This is a genomic window from Paraliobacillus quinghaiensis, assembly GCF_003426025.1.
Classification (GTDB): Bacteria; Bacillota; Bacilli; order Bacillales; family Amphibacillaceae; genus Paraliobacillus_A; species Paraliobacillus_A quinghaiensis.
In genome coordinates, this window is the sequence record NZ_QJSH01000001.1 from 138,618 (window position 1) to 156,220 (window position 17,603).

Genomic DNA, 17,603 nt, shown 5'->3' on the forward strand with positions numbered 1-17,603 from the left:
ATAAAATTGGAGTGGTTAGTATTAAGCCATATATTAACTAGTAAAATATGAAAGGAGTGTTGCTTAAATGAACGAACAGCAACGTAAAGAAGCCAATCAAATTAAACAAGAAAATCCAACGGACGTAAAATCCGACCTGGATTCTAATTTAGATAGACTTAAAAACATGGAATCAGATGAATTGATTGGTAAATACTTTCAATCTACCTATGAACCACCTAATCTAAAAAAAGCGAAAAAAAGAAGGCGTGAAGATGTAGAAATACATTATGACTTTTCTATCCCTGCTGAGATGCAACGTATTGGAGAAGGTAAGAAATTTTTAATCCGTACTTATGGTTGTCAAATGAATGAACATGACACGGAAGTGATGGCTGGATTATTAACTGAAATGGGCTACGAAACAACAGATAATACCGATGAAGCAGACGTTATTTTACTTAATACCTGCGCAATACGTGAAAATGCAGAAAATAAAGTGTTTGGTGAAATTGGTCATTTGAAGCCATTAAAATTAGAAAAACCTGATTTAATCATCGGAGTATGCGGCTGTATGTCACAAGAAGAATCAGTAGTAAATAAAATCCTTAAAAAACATCCGTTTATCGATATGATTTTTGGAACACACAATATTCATCGCTTACCAAGTTTATTAAAAGAAGCGATGTTTAGTAAAGAGATGGTCTTGGAAGTATGGTCTAAAGAAGGCGATATTATTGAGAACTTACCTAAAGTTCGTAAAGGTAAAATCAAAGGCTGGGTAAACATTATGTATGGATGTGATAAATTCTGTACGTATTGTATCGTGCCTTATACACGAGGAAAAGAACGAAGTCGTTTACCAGAAGATATTATTCAAGAAGTACGTCACTTAGCAGCACAGGGCTATCAAGAAGTTACCTTACTCGGACAAAATGTGAATGCCTATGGTAAAGATTTAGAATTTGAGTATGGTTTAGGACAACTGATGGATGAAATTCGCAAGATTGATATTCCGCGTGTTCGTTTTACAACTTCCCACCCACGTGACTTTGATGATCATTTGGTTGAAGTGCTTGCAAAAGGTGGAAACTTATTAGATCATATCCACTTACCAGTACAATCAGGTAGCTCAGAAGTATTACGTGTCATGGCTCGTCGTTACACACGTGAAAGCTATTTAGAATTAGTCGGTAAGATTCGTGCAGGAATGCCAAACGCAACACTAACAACGGATATTATTGTTGGTTTCCCGAATGAAACAGATGAACAATTTGAAGAAACAATGACACTTGTTCGTGAAGTTGGATTTGATGGAGCTTATACCTTTATTTATTCACCACGTGAGGGTACTCCAGCAGCAAAGTGGGAAGACAATATTCCAATGGAAGTGAAAAAGGAACGCCTACAACGTTTAAATGCATTGGTTAATGAGCAAGCCAAACAAGCAATGCAGAAATACGAAGGTGAAATTGTAAAAGTTTTAGTTGAAGGTGAAAGTAAAAAGAATCCAGATGTACTTTCAGGTTATACAGAAAGAAATAAGCTTGTTAATTTTAAGGCTCCAAAATCAACAATCGGAAAAATTGTTAACGTAAGAATTACCGAAGCAAGAACATGGTCTTTAAATGGTGAGCTTGTAGAAGAAGTGGCTGAGGTACTATAATATGACATCTTATACTAAAGAAGAAGTATTAGCTCAGGCTGACAAACTTGCTGATCAAATTTCAGATATGGAAGAAATAAATCGTTTTAAACAAGTGGAAGAACGATTGAATGACAATAAGAAAATAAAAAAATTGATCAATAATATGAAAGCTTTACAAAAGCAAGCTGTTAACTTTCAAGCGTATGGTAAAACAGAGGCTTTGAAAAAAGTAGATGCAGAAATTGATGATTTACAAGCAGAAATTGATGAGATTCCAATTGTACAAGAGTTTAAAGAGTCTCAAGTGGTTGTGAATGATTTACTACAAGTAATTTCAGAAACCATTTCAAAAGAAGTTACAACTGAAATGGAAGATGCGTCCGCTTTTAAAAAATAAGTTTGGCTGTGTAGACTAACAAATTTTAAATTAATTTGTTAGTCTTTTTTTACATTATTAACTTGATAAATTCATAAATTTAAACAGCTACATAGTATTAACACACTACTTTTAATATCCACATTCAAAATAATTTCACTTTTTTGCAAATCATTTGTAAACTTTCATAGGCAAATGCATACGATGAACTAGAAACTGTGCAGGCCTACTTATCAAAAAGGAAGTGAACTTACTTTATGCACTTTAGGTAGTTAGCCTGCATAAACTGAGTATGAATAAAGAGGAGGTTATAGTTTTATGTCTTTCCTTGATCATGAATATCGAGAGATCATTACCAAGGCAGTTATTGGAAAAGGGCGTAAATTCGTTCAAGATACAAATAAAATCACGCCAACACATAAGCCATCTAGCATTTTGGGGTGTTGGATAATCAATCATTTGTATCATGCCAAAAGAAAAGGAAATGGATTAGTAGAAGTTAGCGGCAGTTATGATGTCAATGTATGGTATTCTTACAACGACAACACAAAAACAGAAGTGGTAACAGAACGTGTAACGTATACAGATCAAATTAAACTTTCTGTGAAAGATAAACAAACTTTGGGAGATGAAGCAGAAGTTTTTGCTAAAGTATTACAACAACCGAATTGTTTAGAGTGCACCATTGCAGGACACGATCAAAAAATTCTTGCAGAAGTTGAGCGTGAATTTTTAGTTGAAGTTATTGGGGATACAAAAGTTACTGTAAAAGTTGACCCAAGTGGTGTAGTAGTAGACGATGACGACTGGGATCTTGAGTTAGCAGATGATGAATTTGAAAGTCTTGATCCAGATTTCCTAGATAAGGATAAATAAATTTCCCGAAGAGTGTGAAGTAACTAATCACACTCTTTTTTCTTTGGCATTTTTAAAAAGATTTGCTTATGACGAATTTTAAATAAACTCTGCACTAATTAGCGAGCCGAAAATCCATTTTTAGAAGTGCTTTTCTTCTAAAAATTAGTTGAGGCCGTGCCTGCGGAAAGGGAGCTAATTTCATTTGAGGAGTGGTAACTTACTTTACTAGTTATTGCGCTTTTTATATCAAATCTGAATATTAAAATATTTTCTATGTTAACAAAAGGGGCATTTGATTATCCAAATTGTACAAGTATAAAGTCAAGCTGCAAAAATAATAGGCAGATATGCTATAATATAAGAATGAAATTTCGGACGTGTTGGGGGAATAATGATGGCAGAATTTACGCCGATGATACAACAATATTTAAAAGTAAAATCAGGATACAGAGATAGTTTCCTGTTTTTCCGACTTGGTGACTTTTATGAAATGTTTTTTGATGATGCGATTAAAGCATCCAAGGAACTTGAGATTACTTTGACAAGCAGAAATAGTGGTGGAGAAGATAGAATTCCGATGTGTGGTGTACCTTATCACTCTGCAGCTAATTATATAAAAAATTTAGTTGAAAAAGGTTATAAAGTTGCGATATGTGAACAAGTAGAAGATCCCAAGGATGCAAAAGGTGTGGTAAAGCGTGAGGTTGTTCAATTAATAACACCTGGAACTGTGATGGAAGGAAATATGTTAGATGAAAAAGAAAATAACTATTTGGCTAGTATAAGTCAATATGACGCAGATATATTTGCGATAACATATAACGATTTGTCAACAGGTGAAAACAGCGTTGCGTTAGTGAATAGTGGATGGGATCAAGTTTTAGGTGAACTTTTTAACCGACCAATCAAAGAGATAGTCGTTTCTAAGGAATTGGATAAACGCTATCAATACGATCTAACTGAACGTCTTCAAATAACCTTATCCTATGCTGAATCAACCGAAATTGAAGAATCCTTTCAATCTTTAGTCGAGGAATTAACAGATTCAAGGTTGAAGCAAGCATTTGGTAGAATGCTAACCTACATTCAATCAACGCAGCAACGAAGTTTAGATCATCTTAAACCGGTACAAACCATTGAATTAAAACAATATATGGCATTGGATATGTATTCTAAGCGTAACCTTGAATTAACAGAAACTATTATGCGTAAAGGAAAACATGGTAGTTTATTATGGGTGCTAGATAAAACGGTAACCGCAATGGGAGCTCGTAAACTAAAAAAATGGTTGGAACGACCATTATTACAGCAAACCTTACTTGAACACCGTTATCACATGGTTGAAGGCTTCATGGCGCAATTTTTAGAACGTGAAGCATTGCGAGATACATTAGAATCGATATATGACTTAGAACGCCTTTGCGGCCGTGTTGCATTTGGGAATGTAAATGGGCGTGACTTACAGCAGTTAAAGTTGTCTTTAGCAAAAGTACCTGAATTAAAAAATAATTTAAAACAATTTGAAAATAAAGAGGTACAAGCATTAGGTAATGGTGTAAATTCTTTAAAAGAATTACACGATATGCTTGATCAAAGTATTGTGGAAGATCCTCCATTGACAATTAAAGAGGGTGGTATTATTAAAGATGGTTTTCATAACCAGCTCGATCAATACCGTGATGCCTCAAGGAATGGAAAACAATGGATTGCTCAATTAGAGAAAAAGGAAAAACAAGAGACAAATATTAAATCATTAAAAATTGGTTATAATCGTGTGTTTGGTTACTATATTGAAGTAACCAAAGCAAACCTTCACTTGTTACCTGAAGGGAAATATGAGCGAAAGCAAACATTGACCAATGCTGAACGTTATATAACACCAGAATTAAAGGAAAAAGAGACCCTTATATTAGAAGCAGAAGAGAAAAGTGTGGATTTGGAATATCATTTATTCACTGAACTACGTGAACAAGTAAAAGAATTTATTCCACACCTACAGGCTCTTGCAGAAAAAATTAGTGAAATTGATGTATTGCAAGGATTTGCTACAGTTAGCGAGTTACATGACTATAATCGTCCGACTTTTAATAATGAACGACAAATCAAGATTGAGAACGGGCGCCATCCAGTCATAGAAAAAGTGATGAAAAATGATATGTATGTACCAAATGACGTCAATATGAACGAAGCAACTGATATTTTATTAATAACTGGACCTAATATGTCTGGTAAAAGTACGTATATGAGGCAGCTTGCTTTGATTACCATAATGGCACAAATTGGCTGTTTTGTACCTTGTGATGAAGCTTCACTACCTATTTTTGATAAAATTTTCACGCGAATTGGTGCAGCCGATGACTTAGTCGCAGGACAAAGTACATTTATGGTTGAAATGCTTGAAGCTAAACATGCGATCACAAATGCAACAGAGAATAGTTTAATTTTGTTAGATGAAATTGGTCGTGGAACAAGTACCTATGATGGTATGGCACTTGCGCAAGCGATTATCGAATATGTACATGACAATGTCGGAGCAAAGACATTATTTTCGACACATTATCATGAATTAACTACTTTAGATAAATCATTAGATCAGCTTAAAAATGTACATGTTCGAGCTGAGGAATTTGAAGGGAAAGTAGTCTTCTTACACCAAATCCAAGATGGTGCTGCTGACAAAAGTTATGGTATCCATGTAGCAAAACTAGCTGAATTACCAGGACCTTTAATTGAACGCGCTAGTGTGATTTTAGAAAAATTAGAGGAACCAAAAACAAAGAAAATACAACCAACAGGGATACTGGATGATGATCAGCAATTAAGCTTTTTTGTGGGTGAGAAAAAAGCAAGTGGTAGTGAAGTCGCTACAAAATCAAAAGCAGACAAACAGCTGCAAAAGTCACTGAAAAAAATAAATATAATGGAAATGACTCCGATGCAAGCAATGAATGAATTATATCGCTTGCAACGACTAGCAAATGAGGAGGATTAACGGTGAAAATATTACCGATGCCAGATGGACTTGCTAATAAGATCGCAGCTGGAGAGGTAGTAGAACGTCCAGCATCTGTTGTTAAAGAATTACTTGAAAATAGTATTGATGCAAATAGTACTGCAATAAAAGTTGAAGTTGAAGAAGCGGGCTTACAGCAAATTAAGATTACGGATAATGGAGAAGGAATGAGTCCTGAAGATGCGGAACATTCATTTGCTCGACACGCAACCAGTAAAATTCGTAATGAAAATGACCTGTTTCATGTAAAAACATTAGGTTTTCGTGGAGAGGCACTTGCTTCGATTGCAGCAGTCAGCATGCTAACCTTAAAAACATCAACAGGTGGACAAGCGGGAACAGTATTGAAGTTAGAGGGTGGAAAGATTGTTGAGCGTAATAAAAGTGATGCAAGACAAGGTACTGAAATTACGATTGACGCATTATTTTTTAACACACCAGCCCGATTGAAATATATGAAGACGATCTACACAGAACTGGGGCATATTACGGATGTTGTCAATCGAATGGCACTTTCCTATCCAAATGTTCGCTTTGAACTCTATCATAATGGTAAAAATCTATTTCAAACAACTGGTCGTGGAGACGTAATTCAAATTATAGCCCAAGTTTATGGAATTAGTGTTGCAAAAAAAATGGTGCCAGTTTCCTATGAAACGCTCGATTTTTCAATTAAAGGTTACATTGCAAAACCAGAAGTAACGCGTGCATCTAGAAACTACATTTCTACCATCATTAATGGTCGCTATATTCGTAGTATTGCACTAAATAAGGCAATTGCTAATGGATATCATACGCTGTTACCTATTGGACGTAACCCTATCGTTGTTCTGGAAATAGAGATGGATCCAATATTAGTCGATGTCAATGTCCATCCAGCTAAATTAGAAGTAAGATTTAGTAAAGAAAAGGAACTATTTCAAGCAGTTGAAGAAACAATTAGACAAGCATTCAGAAAAGAAACACTTATTCCTAATAACGCCCAACAAGCAAAGCGTGAAAGGGTTGAAAGTAAGCAGAACTCATTTTTATTTGATTATCAACAGCAATCAAGTCCTGTAGAAGATAAAAATTTTAATAATAGAGAACATTCCGAAGTAGAGTCAGTTACGAAAGTGGACCAAGCTGCCTTTGAATCTGCTCAAGGAGCAGCATTAGAATCTATGGCGGGTTATGACCTAGAAGAGGTGTTTACAGAGCCAGAAGAAGTAACAGTTAACAGTACCCCGGAAAACCATTTGAATCAGGAAGAAAACAAAGCAGAACGTATTCCTGTCATGTATCCTATTGGACAGCACCATGGTACCTATATCGTAGCAGAAAACGAAAATGGCCTATATATGATTGATCAACATGCTGCTCAAGAAAGAATTAAATATGAATATTTTAGAGATAAAATTGGTGATGTACCTAATGAGTTGCAAGAACTATTATTACCGTTGACATTCGACTTTTCGAAACAAGAAGCACTATTAATTGAACAATATCAAGAGGAACTAAAAGAAGTAGGCTTATTTTTTGAACACTTCGGACAGCAAACATATATCATTCGAGCGCATCCGCAATGGTTTCCGAAAGGATTTGAAGAAGAAGTTATTCGAGATATTGTTGAACAAGTAATGGAAGAAGAAAAAATTGATATTGCTAAATTACGAGAAGAAGCTGCAATTTTAATGTCTTGCAAACGATCAATTAAAGCAAATCGTTATTTAAATAAAGATGATATGTTTCAATTACTTGAAGACTTACGAAAGTCGACTGATCCATTCACTTGTCCACACGGGCGACCAATTATTATTCATTTCTCAGGGTATGAGATGGAAAAGATGTTTAAGCGTGTGATGTAGTTGAATCATTCGGTAATTAGGTTCAACCATTTTTTATGTATAAATACAAATGCTTAACCAAAAGCTAAAAATAAAAGGTTAGGTGATTGTATGCAAGAAAATAAAAAGTTGGTTCAGTTATTAAACCATGAACTTTCAAACATTGCAGTACTTTATATTAAGCTTCATCGTTATCATTGGTATGTTAAGGGATCAGAATTTTTTACGTTACATGAAGTCTTTGAAGCGCATTATACGGAGTTAGCTAAAGATTTTGATGAACTAGCAGAACGTATTTTAGCAATTGGCGGAAAACCATTTGCTACAATGGAAAAATATCTTGAAACAACTAGTATAAAAGAGGCAGAAGCTGATGATGAGGAAGCAGAAATTGTAAGACATTTAAGTAAAGATTATCGTCAAGTTATCAAGGAAATTCGTGAAAAAGTAATCCCTGAAGCAGGGAATGCAAATGATCTCCCAACAGAAGATTTATTGATAGGGATGTTAACAAAATTAGAAAAATACGTATGGATGCTAGAAGCTTATCAAAAATCAAAATAAGATGTTCACGCCTATGAAGACCTATTGTTTCATAGGCTCTTTTTTTTTGTTTTAAATCCTGTATAATAAAGTTCCAAAGACTAACGGAAAATGGTAAGGAGAATAACGATGAAACAACCTGTTATTTCAGTAGTAGGACCAACAGCTGTAGGAAAAACTGCGCTTAGTGTAGAAATCGCTAAACGTTTTAATGGTGAAGTGATAAGTGGTGACTCCATGCAAATATATAAAGGAATGGATATAGGCACCGCTAAAGTTACATCAGAAGAAAAAGCAGGCATTCCACATTATCTGCTTGACATTAAAACGCCGGATCAGAATTTTTCCGTTGCTGATTTTCAGAGTGAAGTAAGGCATCATATTAATAAAATAAGTAAAAGAGGTAAACTTCCAATAATCGCGGGCGGTACTGGCTTATACATATTGGCCGCTTTATATGATTACCAATTTGCCGATGATAAAAGAGACGATACATATCACGAAAAGATTGAGAGAGAAATAGAGGAACAAGGAATAGAAGTTGTCTATCGAAGGTTGGAGCAGATTGACCCAGAGCAAGCTAAGAAGATTCATCCAAATAATATAAGAAGAGTTATACGAGCGCTAGAAGTTTACGATCGGACTGGTGTCACAATGACTGAACATCATGCTAGCCAAAGTGAAACTTCACCATATGATCCAATTATAATTGGACTGGAAATGGATCGTGAATTACTGTATAATCGAATCAATCAACGTGTGGATCTTATGATTGAAAGCGGATTAATAGATGAAGTGTTTGATTTTTACAATCAGGGGCTAGAAAATTCGCAAGCAATGAAAGCAATTGGTTATAAGGAGTTTATCCCATACTTTAAAGGGACACAATCTTTAGATGAGACCATTTCATTGTTAAAACGAAACTCGAGAAGATATGCAAAACGCCAGTTTACCTGGTTTAAAAATAAAATGGATGTACATTGGTATGAAGTAAACCCCGAAGAGAAAGATAAAAAATTTCAAAATATTTTAGATGATTTAGCAGGAATGATTGAAAAAAAGTAGAAATAAACTAAGTAGAGAAAAAGAGGAGGAAACAACATGTCGCAATCTGTGAATATTCAAGATCAATATTTAAACCAATTACGTAAAGACCATATTCAGGTAACTGTATTTTTAACAAATGGTTTTCAATTAAGAGGTACTATTAAAGCATTTGATAATTTTACAGTTTTATTGGATACAGATGGAAAACAACAATTAATTTTTAAACATGCGATTTCAACATTTGCACCAGTGAAAAATGTTACGTTAGAAAAAGAATAGTATATAATTTGAGACAATATATTAGTCACCGCATACATTATAGGAAAACTCCATCAAAATTTGATGGAGTTTTTTTACTGTTGTTTATTTTTTGTGTACATATAGGCGTTTGTCACACACTGGGCGCTCTCAACGTATAATGGGGATGGTAAGGGGTGATTAATTTGGAATCTCAAGTTTCTTCTTTTCCTAAACAAAATCAAATTAATATTGTGTTAAACGACCAACGTGAAAAAAAGGAAGCAGATAACGAAAGAGCTTTTAATCCTTTTGAACCTGTAGACCAAGCAATGGCTGACTTCGTGGGGATGGCGGAATTAAAAGAAAATGTGAAAGAGATATATGCAAATGTGCAAATTAATCAACATCGACAAGAATTAGGATTGAAAACAGAAAAACAAGTTTTACACATGATGTTTAAAGGGAATCCTGGTACAGGGAAGACAACAGTAGCTAGAAAATTGGCAACCTTATTTTATGAGTTAAACATGTTGTCAAAAGGTCACTTTATTGAAGCAGAACGAGCAGACATTGTTGGCGAATATATCGGTCATACTGCGAAGAAAACGAGAAGTTTAGTTGAAAAGGCACTTGGTGGTATTCTATTTATTGATGAAGCCTATGCTCTAGCGCGCGGTGGGGAGAAGGATTTCGGGAAAGAAGCAATAGATACATTAGTCAAGCAAATGGAAGATCATCATGATGATTTTATTTTAATTTTAGCAGGGTACCCGATGGAGATGGATTACTTCTTGTCAATGAACCCAGGTTTAGCCTCCCGTTTTCCGATTGTATTAGACTTTGATGATTATTCAATAGATGAATTAATTAAAATTGCACATAAAATGACAAAAGAAAGAGATTATCACTTATCCAAGGAAGCGGAATGGAAACTTAAGTCCTATCTGTCTAAAACAAAACAATCGAATTATCAGGAGAATTTCGCAAATGCGCGGTTAATCCGTAATATAATAGAACAGGCTATACGCAAACACGCTATTCGATTAATTAAAAAGGAACATTATACAGTCAATGAGTTAATGTTGCTGACATCAAATGACATAATAATTGAATAATTAACGTACAGAAGCAATTTTTTTGTTACAATAAAGAAGATGGTTAAATGAAAAGAGGTCAAATAATGCAAGAAAACGTACTAATTATAGCAGTCCAACAACAAACAGATGATGAAAGTCGCTTAGACTATTCCATTGAAGAATTAAAATCACTGATTGAGACAGCAGATGGCAGAGTCGCAGATATTATTATGCAAAAGCGGGATCATCCTCATCCCGCTCTTTATCTTGGTTCGGGAAAATTAGAAGAGATTAAAACATTAATAGAAGAATTAGAAGTCGACATCATTATAGCAAATGATGAATTATCGGCAACACAGATGAGAAATTTACAAAAACATCTTGAAGTACCTATTATTGATCGTAGCCAATTAATTTTAGATATATTTGCTAATCGTGCGCAGACAAAGGAAGGTAAATTACAAGTTGAGTTAGCACAATACAAATATATGTTGCCTCGACTCCACGGACAAGGACAAGCATTATCACGTCTAGGTGGTGGGATTGGTACACGTGGGCCAGGTGAAACAAAATTAGAGACAGATAGACGTCACATAAATCGCCGTATTGATGAAATAAAAGCGAAATTAGAAACAGTAGTTAATCAGCGAGCGCAATATCGTAAACGACGAAAAACGAATAAAGCATTTCAGATTGCAATTGTAGGATATACAAATGCCGGTAAATCAACTTTATTTAACCGGCTAACCAAGAGTGATGCTTTTGAACAAGATCAATTGTTTGCAACATTAGACCCAATGTCAAGACAAATGCAATTCCCATCTGGCTTACGAGCAATTGTCACTGACACGGTAGGTTTTATGCAAGATTTACCTACTGCTTTGATTGCTGCATTTCGTTCAACATTGGAAGAAGTAACTGAAGCAGATTTCATTTACCATGTTGTCGATGCAGCTCATCCAGATCATCAACAACATCAAGCAACTGTAGTGAAATTGTTACAAGATTTGAAAGCAGACCAGATTCCAATGTTAACTATTTATAATAAAAAGGATCTATTAACAGAGCAGTTTATTCCATCAACTCATCCATCTATTATTATTAGTGCTTATGATCAAATTGATCGTAAAAAAATGTTAGAAAAAACAGAGCAAGAGTTGAAAGAACATTGGGATTTTTATAATACTGTGATTCCAGCTAATGAAGGAAAAAAATTACAACTTTATAAACAACATACCATACTGGAAAAAGATGAGTTTGATCCAGAAATAGAAGCGTATCGTTTAGAAGGATACATGCCAACGGATCATCCATTACATTATCGCTAAAAAGGGAAAAGGAATGAGTAAATTAAATGTTAGAGCAACATATTGAAAGTGTAGAAAAAGACATTGAGAGTGAAAGAAAAAAAATCCAAGAAAGAGCAGAGCGTAATCAATTACGTGTCTTAAATGCTTTCCGTACACAAAAAATCAGCGATTCTCATTTTAATCCGACGACCGGTTATGGATATGATGATTTTGGAAGGGAAGGGCTGGAGAAGGTTTATGCTTCGGTTTTCGGTGCAGAAGATGCGCTTGTTCGCCCACAATTAATCTCTGGAACACACGCCATTACAACAGCGTTGTTTGGTATCTTACGTCCTGGAGATGGCTTGTTGTACATAACTGGAGCACCGTATGATACGCTAGAAGAAGTAGTTGGAGTACGCGGGAGTAATAATGGTTCATTAATGGATTTCGGTATTAATTATCAAGCGACACCTTTAACAAAGGTAGGTGAAGTTGATTGGGAAGCTATTAGAAACAGTATCAATGATAAAACAAAAGTAATTGGTATCCAACGATCAAAGGGATATGCGGACCGACCATCATTTACTATTCCTGAAATAGAAGAAATGATAACGTTTGTTAAGTCGATAAAAGATGACCTAATTGTTTTCGTGGATAATTGTTACGGAGAATTTGTTGAAGAAAAGGAGCCGACACATGTAGGTGCGGACCTTATTGCTGGTTCGTTAATTAAAAACCCTGGTGGTGGTATTGCTAGAACGGGTGGCTACATAGTTGGGTCATCATATCTTATTCAGTTAGCCGCAAATCGATTAACAGCTCCTGGTTTAGGGAAAGAAACAGGAGCAAGTTTAGGTATGCTACAAGAGATGTACCAAGGTTTATTCCTTGCACCGCATGTTGTAAGTGAAGCTTTGCAAGGTGCAATTTTTACATCTAGAATGCTGCAATCACTTGGTTTTACTACAACGCCAGCTTTTGATACAGAACGAACCGATTTAATTCAATCTGTTACATTCGATACTGCAGAGCAAATGGTAGCATTCTGCCAAGCAATTCAAAAAGCCTCACCAATTAACGCACACGTAACCCCGCATCCGGCTCCTATGCCTGGATATGAGAGTGATGTAATAATGGCTGCAGGTACTTTTATTCAAGGAGCAAGCTTAGAGTTGACAGCAGATGGGCCAATTCGCGCGCCATATACTGCGTTTGTACAAGGTGGATTAATCTATGCACATGTGAAAATTGCGATAATAGAAGCGGTTAAAAGTTTTGCAGAAAAAGGCTATCTTACTATCAATGATTTAAAATAATAAATATTAAAGTAATTAATCAATGGGAAATATGGAGATTTATATTTTAACCTTTATAAAAAATATAATTTTCTGATTATTTTTATGTAAAGAAAGCTAACACGTGTTGACAATTATATTTCCATATGTATAATAGAAGTATGGAAAAGCAAATTAGGAAGGGGTGACAGTCATGAGCGATATCGATAGACGTTCAATGCCCTTATTTTCCATTGGTATAGTAAAATCTTTAACTGATTTAACAGCTAGACAAATTCGTTATTACGAAGAGCACCATTTAATTCATCCTGCTCGTACAGATGGTAATCAAAGGTTATTTTCTTTTAATGATGTAGATCGTCTTTTAGAAATAAAGGAACTTATTGAAAAAGGAATTAACTTAGCAGGAATAAAACAAGTCCTATCCATAAAAGCTTTACCAAAAACGGTAGAGGTGGAGGATGAACAACAAACACCTGAATTAACAGAAAAGGAACTTCGAAAAATGTTGCATAGGGAACTATTAGAAGCAGGTCGATTAGGCAAAACTTCGTTACGACAGGGAGAACTTTCACGGTTTTTCCATTAAAAGATATATAAAAGGAGAGGAAAGCATGGGAAAAAATTATACTGTAGAAGAGATAAAAAAACAAATCAAGGAGGAAAATGTTCGGTTTATTCGATTACAATTTACTGATTTACTCGGTACAATTAAAAACGTTGAAATTCCACTAAGTCAACTAGATAAAGCACTTGATAATGAAATGGCATTTGATGGTTCATCTATTGAAGGATTTGTTAGAATTGAAGAGTCTGATATGAAGTTATATCCGGACCTAGATACTTTCTTAGTATTCCCTTGGACTTCAGATAAAGGAAAAGTTGCACGTTTTATTTGTGATATTTATAATCCAGATGGTACTCCTTTCCAAGGTTGTCCTCGTTATAATTTAAAACGTAACCTTAAAAAAATGGAAGAGTTAGGATTTACTGCATTTAACATTGGTACTGAGCCAGAGTTCTTTTTATTCAAGCTTGACGAAAACGGTAATCCATCATTAGATTTAAATGATAAAGGGGGCTATTTTGATCTTGCTCCAACAGATCTAGGTGAAAATTGTCGTCGTGATATCGTATTAGAACTAGAAGAAATGGGATTTGAAGTAGAAGCTTCTCACCACGAGGTTGCTCCTGGACAACACGAAATCGACTTTAAATATGCTGATGCAATTAAACATGCTGATGATATTCAAACGTTTAAGTTGGTAGTTAAAACAATTGCTAGAAAGCATAATTTACATGCTACATTTATGCCTAAGCCTTTATTTGGTGTTAATGGTTCTGGTATGCACTGTAATATGTCTTTATTTAAAGGTAAAACTAATACATTTCTTGATGAGAAAGGCCATTTGCAATTAAGTGAAACAGCATATCAATTTATTGCTGGTATTATCGATCATGCACTAAGCTTTACAGCCGTTACAAATCCAACGGTTAACTCATTTAAACGTCTAGTGCCTGGTTATGAAGCGCCATGTTATGTAGCTTGGTCTGGCACTAACAGAAGTCCACTTATTCGCGTACCTGCATCAAGAGGTTTGAGTACTCGCGTTGAAGTACGTAGTGTAGATCCAGCAGCTAACCCATACTTAGCTTTGTCTGTATTGTTAGCTTCTGGTCTTGATGGAATTGAGAGAAAGTTAGCAGCACCTAAAGCTGTTGATCGTAACATTTATGTTATGGATAAAGAAGAAAGAGAAGCTAATGGTGTTAAAGATCTTCCGGCAACACTTTATGATGCAGTACAATTGCTCAAAAAGGATGAAGTAATAGTTTCAGCATTAGGTGAGCACTTATTCGAACATTTCGTTGAATCAAAAGAAATTGAGTGGGATATGTTCCGTACGCAAGTACACCCTTGGGAAAGAGAACAATACATGCAACAATACTAATAAAAAAACTCCTTATCGCTTTAACAGGCGTTAAGGAGTTTTTTTATCTTAAGTTATTGGACTAGTTAATTTTCTTGAGCAAGTTCAATTGTATAGTTTCCCCTGTCTGTGATTAGAAAAAACTGTTCATTATTGTATTGGTATATTGTAGAATCTTCAAGCGGTATCTCATAATAATCCGATGGGAAAGGCTGTAGGTCGTTTTCATCGGTTAAAATTTCTCCAGAACCATTTAACCGCAAAGCATGCTGTGGTTCGTAGTCATCAATTCTTCTAGTGTTGTTCGAATAAGTAATAGAACTCAAATCCATTATTGTTACATCCTGATCTTCCAGTTCAGTTTTTGATATTTTAACTTTTTTTCCATCCCAATTCTTCAGTAACGTATTAAATTCCTCGATAGTTAAATACTGCTGCGTCATCTTGTTCCCTCCTTTTTTTTATGTTTTCCATGCTTTTTGTAATGATACACACAGATTCTTTAATTGATATAAAAGAAATCAAGTTTATAAATTAGAATAACTTAAAAACAAAGAAAGTTCATTAATTCACAAAATATACACACACTAATTATCATTTTATGGTAGAATAGTTTGTGAAGTTAATTACATACTTTTTAGGGGGAAATATTTATGAAGTGGAAAACATTATTAGTATTAGTATTATCTTTAGGACTACTTGCAGCTTGTGGATCTGACGAGGAAACAAGTAGCGATGCAGAAAATAATGAAGATGCGGTATCAGGTGCGACACAAGTAATTGTAGAAGACGAAGCTTCTTTATTAAATGGAATTAGCGAAGACGGTGCATGGATTGTTATTTTTGAAGAAGATATGACAGTTGAAGAAGAACTAGTTTTAGCAGGTGGATTTACAAATAAAGATGAGCCAGCTCGTAAATTAGCATTGTATACACAAGATGAAGACCGTAACATTACAGACTCATATACATTAACAGCACCAAAACTTACGGTTCAAAATGAGAATGCTAGAATTCAAGGTGGTACATTTGCAGGAGATGTTTATGTAGAAGCTAATGGATTCAGCATTCCAAAAGGAACAATTGATGGTAACCTTTACTTTGCAAGTGCAGAGTATCAAGAATCTGCAGATTTGTCTGAAGGTGAAGTCACTGGAACTGTAGAAGTTCAAGGTGGAGAAGAAGCAGATGCAGTATCAGGTGCAACAAAATTAGTAGTAGAAGATGCAGACTCTTTAGTAAGTGGATTAACAGCAGAAGGACCTTGGATTATTATCTTTGAAGAAGATCTAACTGTTGAAGAAGAACTTGTATTAGCAGGTGGAGTTACACACAGAGATGAGCCCGCACGTAAGTTAGCGTTATACACGCAAGATGAAGATCGTAACATCACAGATTCATATACTTTAACAGCACCAAAACTTACCGTTCAAAATGAGAATGCTAGAATTCAAGGTGGTACATTTGCAGGAGATGTTTATGTAGAAGCTAATGGATTCAGTATTCCAAAAGGAACAATTGATGGTAACCTTTACTTTGCAAGTGAAGAGTATCAAGAATCTGCAGATTTATCTGAAGGCGAAGTAACTGGAGATGTAGAAGTTCAATAATTTTTAAGTTAAAAAGTCAAAAAAAGTAGTTGATGCTAAGACATCAGCTACTTTTTTTATGTATTATACTAAAAATAAAAGTATGCCATAATTTAAGAAATTATTAACTATTTTTGTTCACTTTTTCACATATTGTACATATACTTTAGAGTAAGTTATGTTAGAATATTATGTGTAATGAGTCACATAATTATTAAATTAGGAGGCTATCACATTATGAAATGGAAAACATTAGCAGTTATATTGTTATCTATTGGGTTACTTGCAGCTTGTAGTGGGGATGATGAGGAAGCAAACGGAGAAGATGTAGTTACAGGTGCAACTGAGATATTAGCAGAAGATGAAGAAAGCTTATTAAACGGTATTAGCGATGATGGAGCATGGATTATCATTTTTGAAGATGATTTAGCTACTGAAGAAGAACTTGTTTTGACAGGTGGATTTAAACATAGAGATGAACCAGCACGTAAATTGGCATTATACACGCAAGACGAAGATCGTAACATTACAGCTTCATTCACATTAACAGCACCACAAATCACAATAAAAAACGAGAACACTAGAATTCAAGGTGGTACATTTGCGGGAGATGTTTACGTAGAAGCTAATGGATTTAGTATTCCAAAAGCAACAATCGATGGTAATCTTTACTTTGCAAGTGAAGAGTATCAAGAATCAGCTGATTTGTCAGAAGGTGACGTAACTGGAGATATAGAAGTTCAATAAGAATTATTTTATGATTACTTAAAAGCAGTTAGTCAGTATTTATACTGACTAACTGCTTTTTTATTGTTGTGCTTTAATAGCCATTTCAAATAATTCTCTTTAAGTTTAAATGTTCTAGTCAATTTAATATTAGTTAAGTGCTA

16 protein-coding genes are annotated in these 17,603 nt (G+C 34.8%); 15 read left to right on the forward strand and 1 reads right to left on the reverse strand.

Annotated features, from left to right (window positions below):
• Nucleotides 1–67 precede the first annotated feature (67 nt).
• From miaB to glnA, 13 genes are all read left to right on the forward strand, one after another.
• The gene (miaB, locus tag D2K40_RS00695; RefSeq protein ID WP_117151937.1) at nucleotides 68–1,645 is read left to right on the forward strand and encodes a tRNA (N6-isopentenyl adenosine(37)-C2)-methylthiotransferase MiaB; all 1,578 of its coding nucleotides are present in this window, start codon (nucleotides 68–70) and stop codon (nucleotides 1,643–1,645) included.
• Nucleotide 1,646: 1 nt separating this feature from the next.
• Nucleotides 1,647–2,024: a YlbF/YmcA family competence regulator gene (locus D2K40_RS00700; RefSeq protein ID WP_117151939.1), complete on the forward strand. Its 378-nt coding sequence runs from the start codon at nucleotides 1,647–1,649 to the stop codon at nucleotides 2,022–2,024.
• A 297-nt stretch (nucleotides 2,025–2,321) separates the two neighbouring features.
• A complete protein-coding gene (gene cotE / locus D2K40_RS00705; protein ID WP_117151941.1) occupies nucleotides 2,322–2,879 on the forward strand; it encodes an outer spore coat protein CotE in 558 nt (185 codons plus the stop codon).
• 376 nt (nucleotides 2,880–3,255) lie between these two features.
• Entirely contained in the window at nucleotides 3,256–5,853 is a 2,598-nt protein-coding gene (gene mutS, locus D2K40_RS00710; RefSeq protein ID WP_117151943.1) for a DNA mismatch repair protein MutS, read from the forward strand.
• Between the two features lie 2 nt (nucleotides 5,854–5,855).
• Complete coding sequence (gene mutL / locus D2K40_RS00715; RefSeq protein ID WP_117151945.1) at nucleotides 5,856–7,721, forward strand: DNA mismatch repair endonuclease MutL; 1,866 nt, start codon at nucleotides 5,856–5,858, stop codon at nucleotides 7,719–7,721.
• 90 nt (nucleotides 7,722–7,811) lie between these two features.
• Complete coding sequence (locus tag D2K40_RS00720) at nucleotides 7,812–8,264, forward strand: Dps family protein (RefSeq protein WP_117151947.1); 453 nt, start codon at nucleotides 7,812–7,814, stop codon at nucleotides 8,262–8,264.
• Nucleotides 8,265–8,372: 108 nt separating this feature from the next.
• A complete protein-coding gene (miaA, locus tag D2K40_RS00725; RefSeq protein ID WP_117151949.1) occupies nucleotides 8,373–9,308 on the forward strand; it encodes a tRNA (adenosine(37)-N6)-dimethylallyltransferase MiaA in 936 nt (311 codons plus the stop codon).
• Nucleotides 9,309–9,344: 36 nt separating this feature from the next.
• Entirely contained in the window at nucleotides 9,345–9,569 is a 225-nt protein-coding gene (hfq, locus tag D2K40_RS00730; protein WP_117151951.1) for an RNA chaperone Hfq, read from the forward strand.
• Between the two features lie 164 nt (nucleotides 9,570–9,733).
• Complete coding sequence (spoVK, locus tag D2K40_RS00735; protein WP_117151953.1) at nucleotides 9,734–10,645, forward strand: stage V sporulation protein K; 912 nt, start codon at nucleotides 9,734–9,736, stop codon at nucleotides 10,643–10,645.
• A 65-nt stretch (nucleotides 10,646–10,710) separates the two neighbouring features.
• A complete protein-coding gene (gene hflX / locus D2K40_RS00740) occupies nucleotides 10,711–11,934 on the forward strand; it encodes a GTPase HflX (protein ID WP_117151955.1) in 1,224 nt (407 codons plus the stop codon).
• Nucleotides 11,935–11,960: 26 nt separating this feature from the next.
• A complete protein-coding gene (locus D2K40_RS00745) occupies nucleotides 11,961–13,214 on the forward strand; it encodes a methionine gamma-lyase family protein (RefSeq protein ID WP_117151957.1) in 1,254 nt (417 codons plus the stop codon).
• Nucleotides 13,215–13,386: 172 nt separating this feature from the next.
• Nucleotides 13,387–13,782, forward strand: a complete 396-nt coding sequence (locus D2K40_RS00750) for a MerR family transcriptional regulator (RefSeq protein WP_117151959.1) — start codon at nucleotides 13,387–13,389, stop codon at nucleotides 13,780–13,782.
• A gap of 25 nt (nucleotides 13,783–13,807) precedes the next feature.
• Complete coding sequence (gene glnA, locus D2K40_RS00755) at nucleotides 13,808–15,145, forward strand: type I glutamate--ammonia ligase (RefSeq protein ID WP_117151961.1); 1,338 nt, start codon at nucleotides 13,808–13,810, stop codon at nucleotides 15,143–15,145.
• Nucleotides 15,146–15,210: 65 nt separating this feature from the next.
• Here the strand turns inward: glnA and ymzB are convergent, their stop codons facing one another.
• On the reverse strand, nucleotides 15,211–15,567 hold the full coding sequence (gene ymzB / locus D2K40_RS00760) for a protein YmzB (protein WP_117151963.1): 357 nt from the start codon (nucleotides 15,565–15,567) through the stop codon (nucleotides 15,211–15,213).
• Nucleotides 15,568–15,777: 210 nt separating this feature from the next.
• Here ymzB and D2K40_RS00765 point away from each other — a divergent pair, with 210 nt between their 5' ends.
• Both D2K40_RS00765 and D2K40_RS00770 read left to right on the forward strand, forming a co-directional pair.
• Nucleotides 15,778–16,734, forward strand: coding sequence for a hypothetical protein (locus D2K40_RS00765; RefSeq protein WP_117151965.1), 957 nt, complete (start codon nucleotides 15,778–15,780; stop codon nucleotides 16,732–16,734).
• 216 nt (nucleotides 16,735–16,950) lie between these two features.
• Entirely contained in the window at nucleotides 16,951–17,460 is a 510-nt protein-coding gene (locus D2K40_RS00770; protein ID WP_117151967.1) for a hypothetical protein, read from the forward strand.
• The last annotated feature ends 143 nt before the right edge of the window (nucleotides 17,461–17,603 follow it).

Coding starts and splice junctions, on each gene's coding strand:
- glnA (WP_117151961.1), top strand. CDS start 13,808: ATGGGAAAAAATTATACTGTAGAAGAGATAAAAAAACAAATCAAGGAG.
- hflX (WP_117151955.1), top strand. CDS start 10,711: ATGCAAGAAAACGTACTAATTATAGCAGTCCAACAACAAACAGATGAT.
- ymzB (WP_117151963.1), bottom strand. CDS start 15,567: ATGACGCAGCAGTATTTAACTATCGAGGAATTTAATACGTTACTGAAG.
- hfq (WP_117151951.1), top strand. CDS start 9,345: ATGTCGCAATCTGTGAATATTCAAGATCAATATTTAAACCAATTACGT.
- D2K40_RS00745 (WP_117151957.1), top strand. CDS start 11,961: ATGTTAGAGCAACATATTGAAAGTGTAGAAAAAGACATTGAGAGTGAA.
- cotE (WP_117151941.1), top strand. CDS start 2,322: ATGTCTTTCCTTGATCATGAATATCGAGAGATCATTACCAAGGCAGTT.
- mutS (WP_117151943.1), top strand. CDS start 3,256: ATGGCAGAATTTACGCCGATGATACAACAATATTTAAAAGTAAAATCA.
- miaA (WP_117151949.1), top strand. CDS start 8,373: ATGAAACAACCTGTTATTTCAGTAGTAGGACCAACAGCTGTAGGAAAA.
- D2K40_RS00750 (WP_117151959.1), top strand. CDS start 13,387: ATGAGCGATATCGATAGACGTTCAATGCCCTTATTTTCCATTGGTATA.
- D2K40_RS00720 (WP_117151947.1), top strand. CDS start 7,812: ATGCAAGAAAATAAAAAGTTGGTTCAGTTATTAAACCATGAACTTTCA.
- D2K40_RS00770 (WP_117151967.1), top strand. CDS start 16,951: ATGAAATGGAAAACATTAGCAGTTATATTGTTATCTATTGGGTTACTT.
- D2K40_RS00765 (WP_117151965.1), top strand. CDS start 15,778: ATGAAGTGGAAAACATTATTAGTATTAGTATTATCTTTAGGACTACTT.
- miaB (WP_117151937.1), top strand. CDS start 68: ATGAACGAACAGCAACGTAAAGAAGCCAATCAAATTAAACAAGAAAAT.
- D2K40_RS00700 (WP_117151939.1), top strand. CDS start 1,647: ATGACATCTTATACTAAAGAAGAAGTATTAGCTCAGGCTGACAAACTT.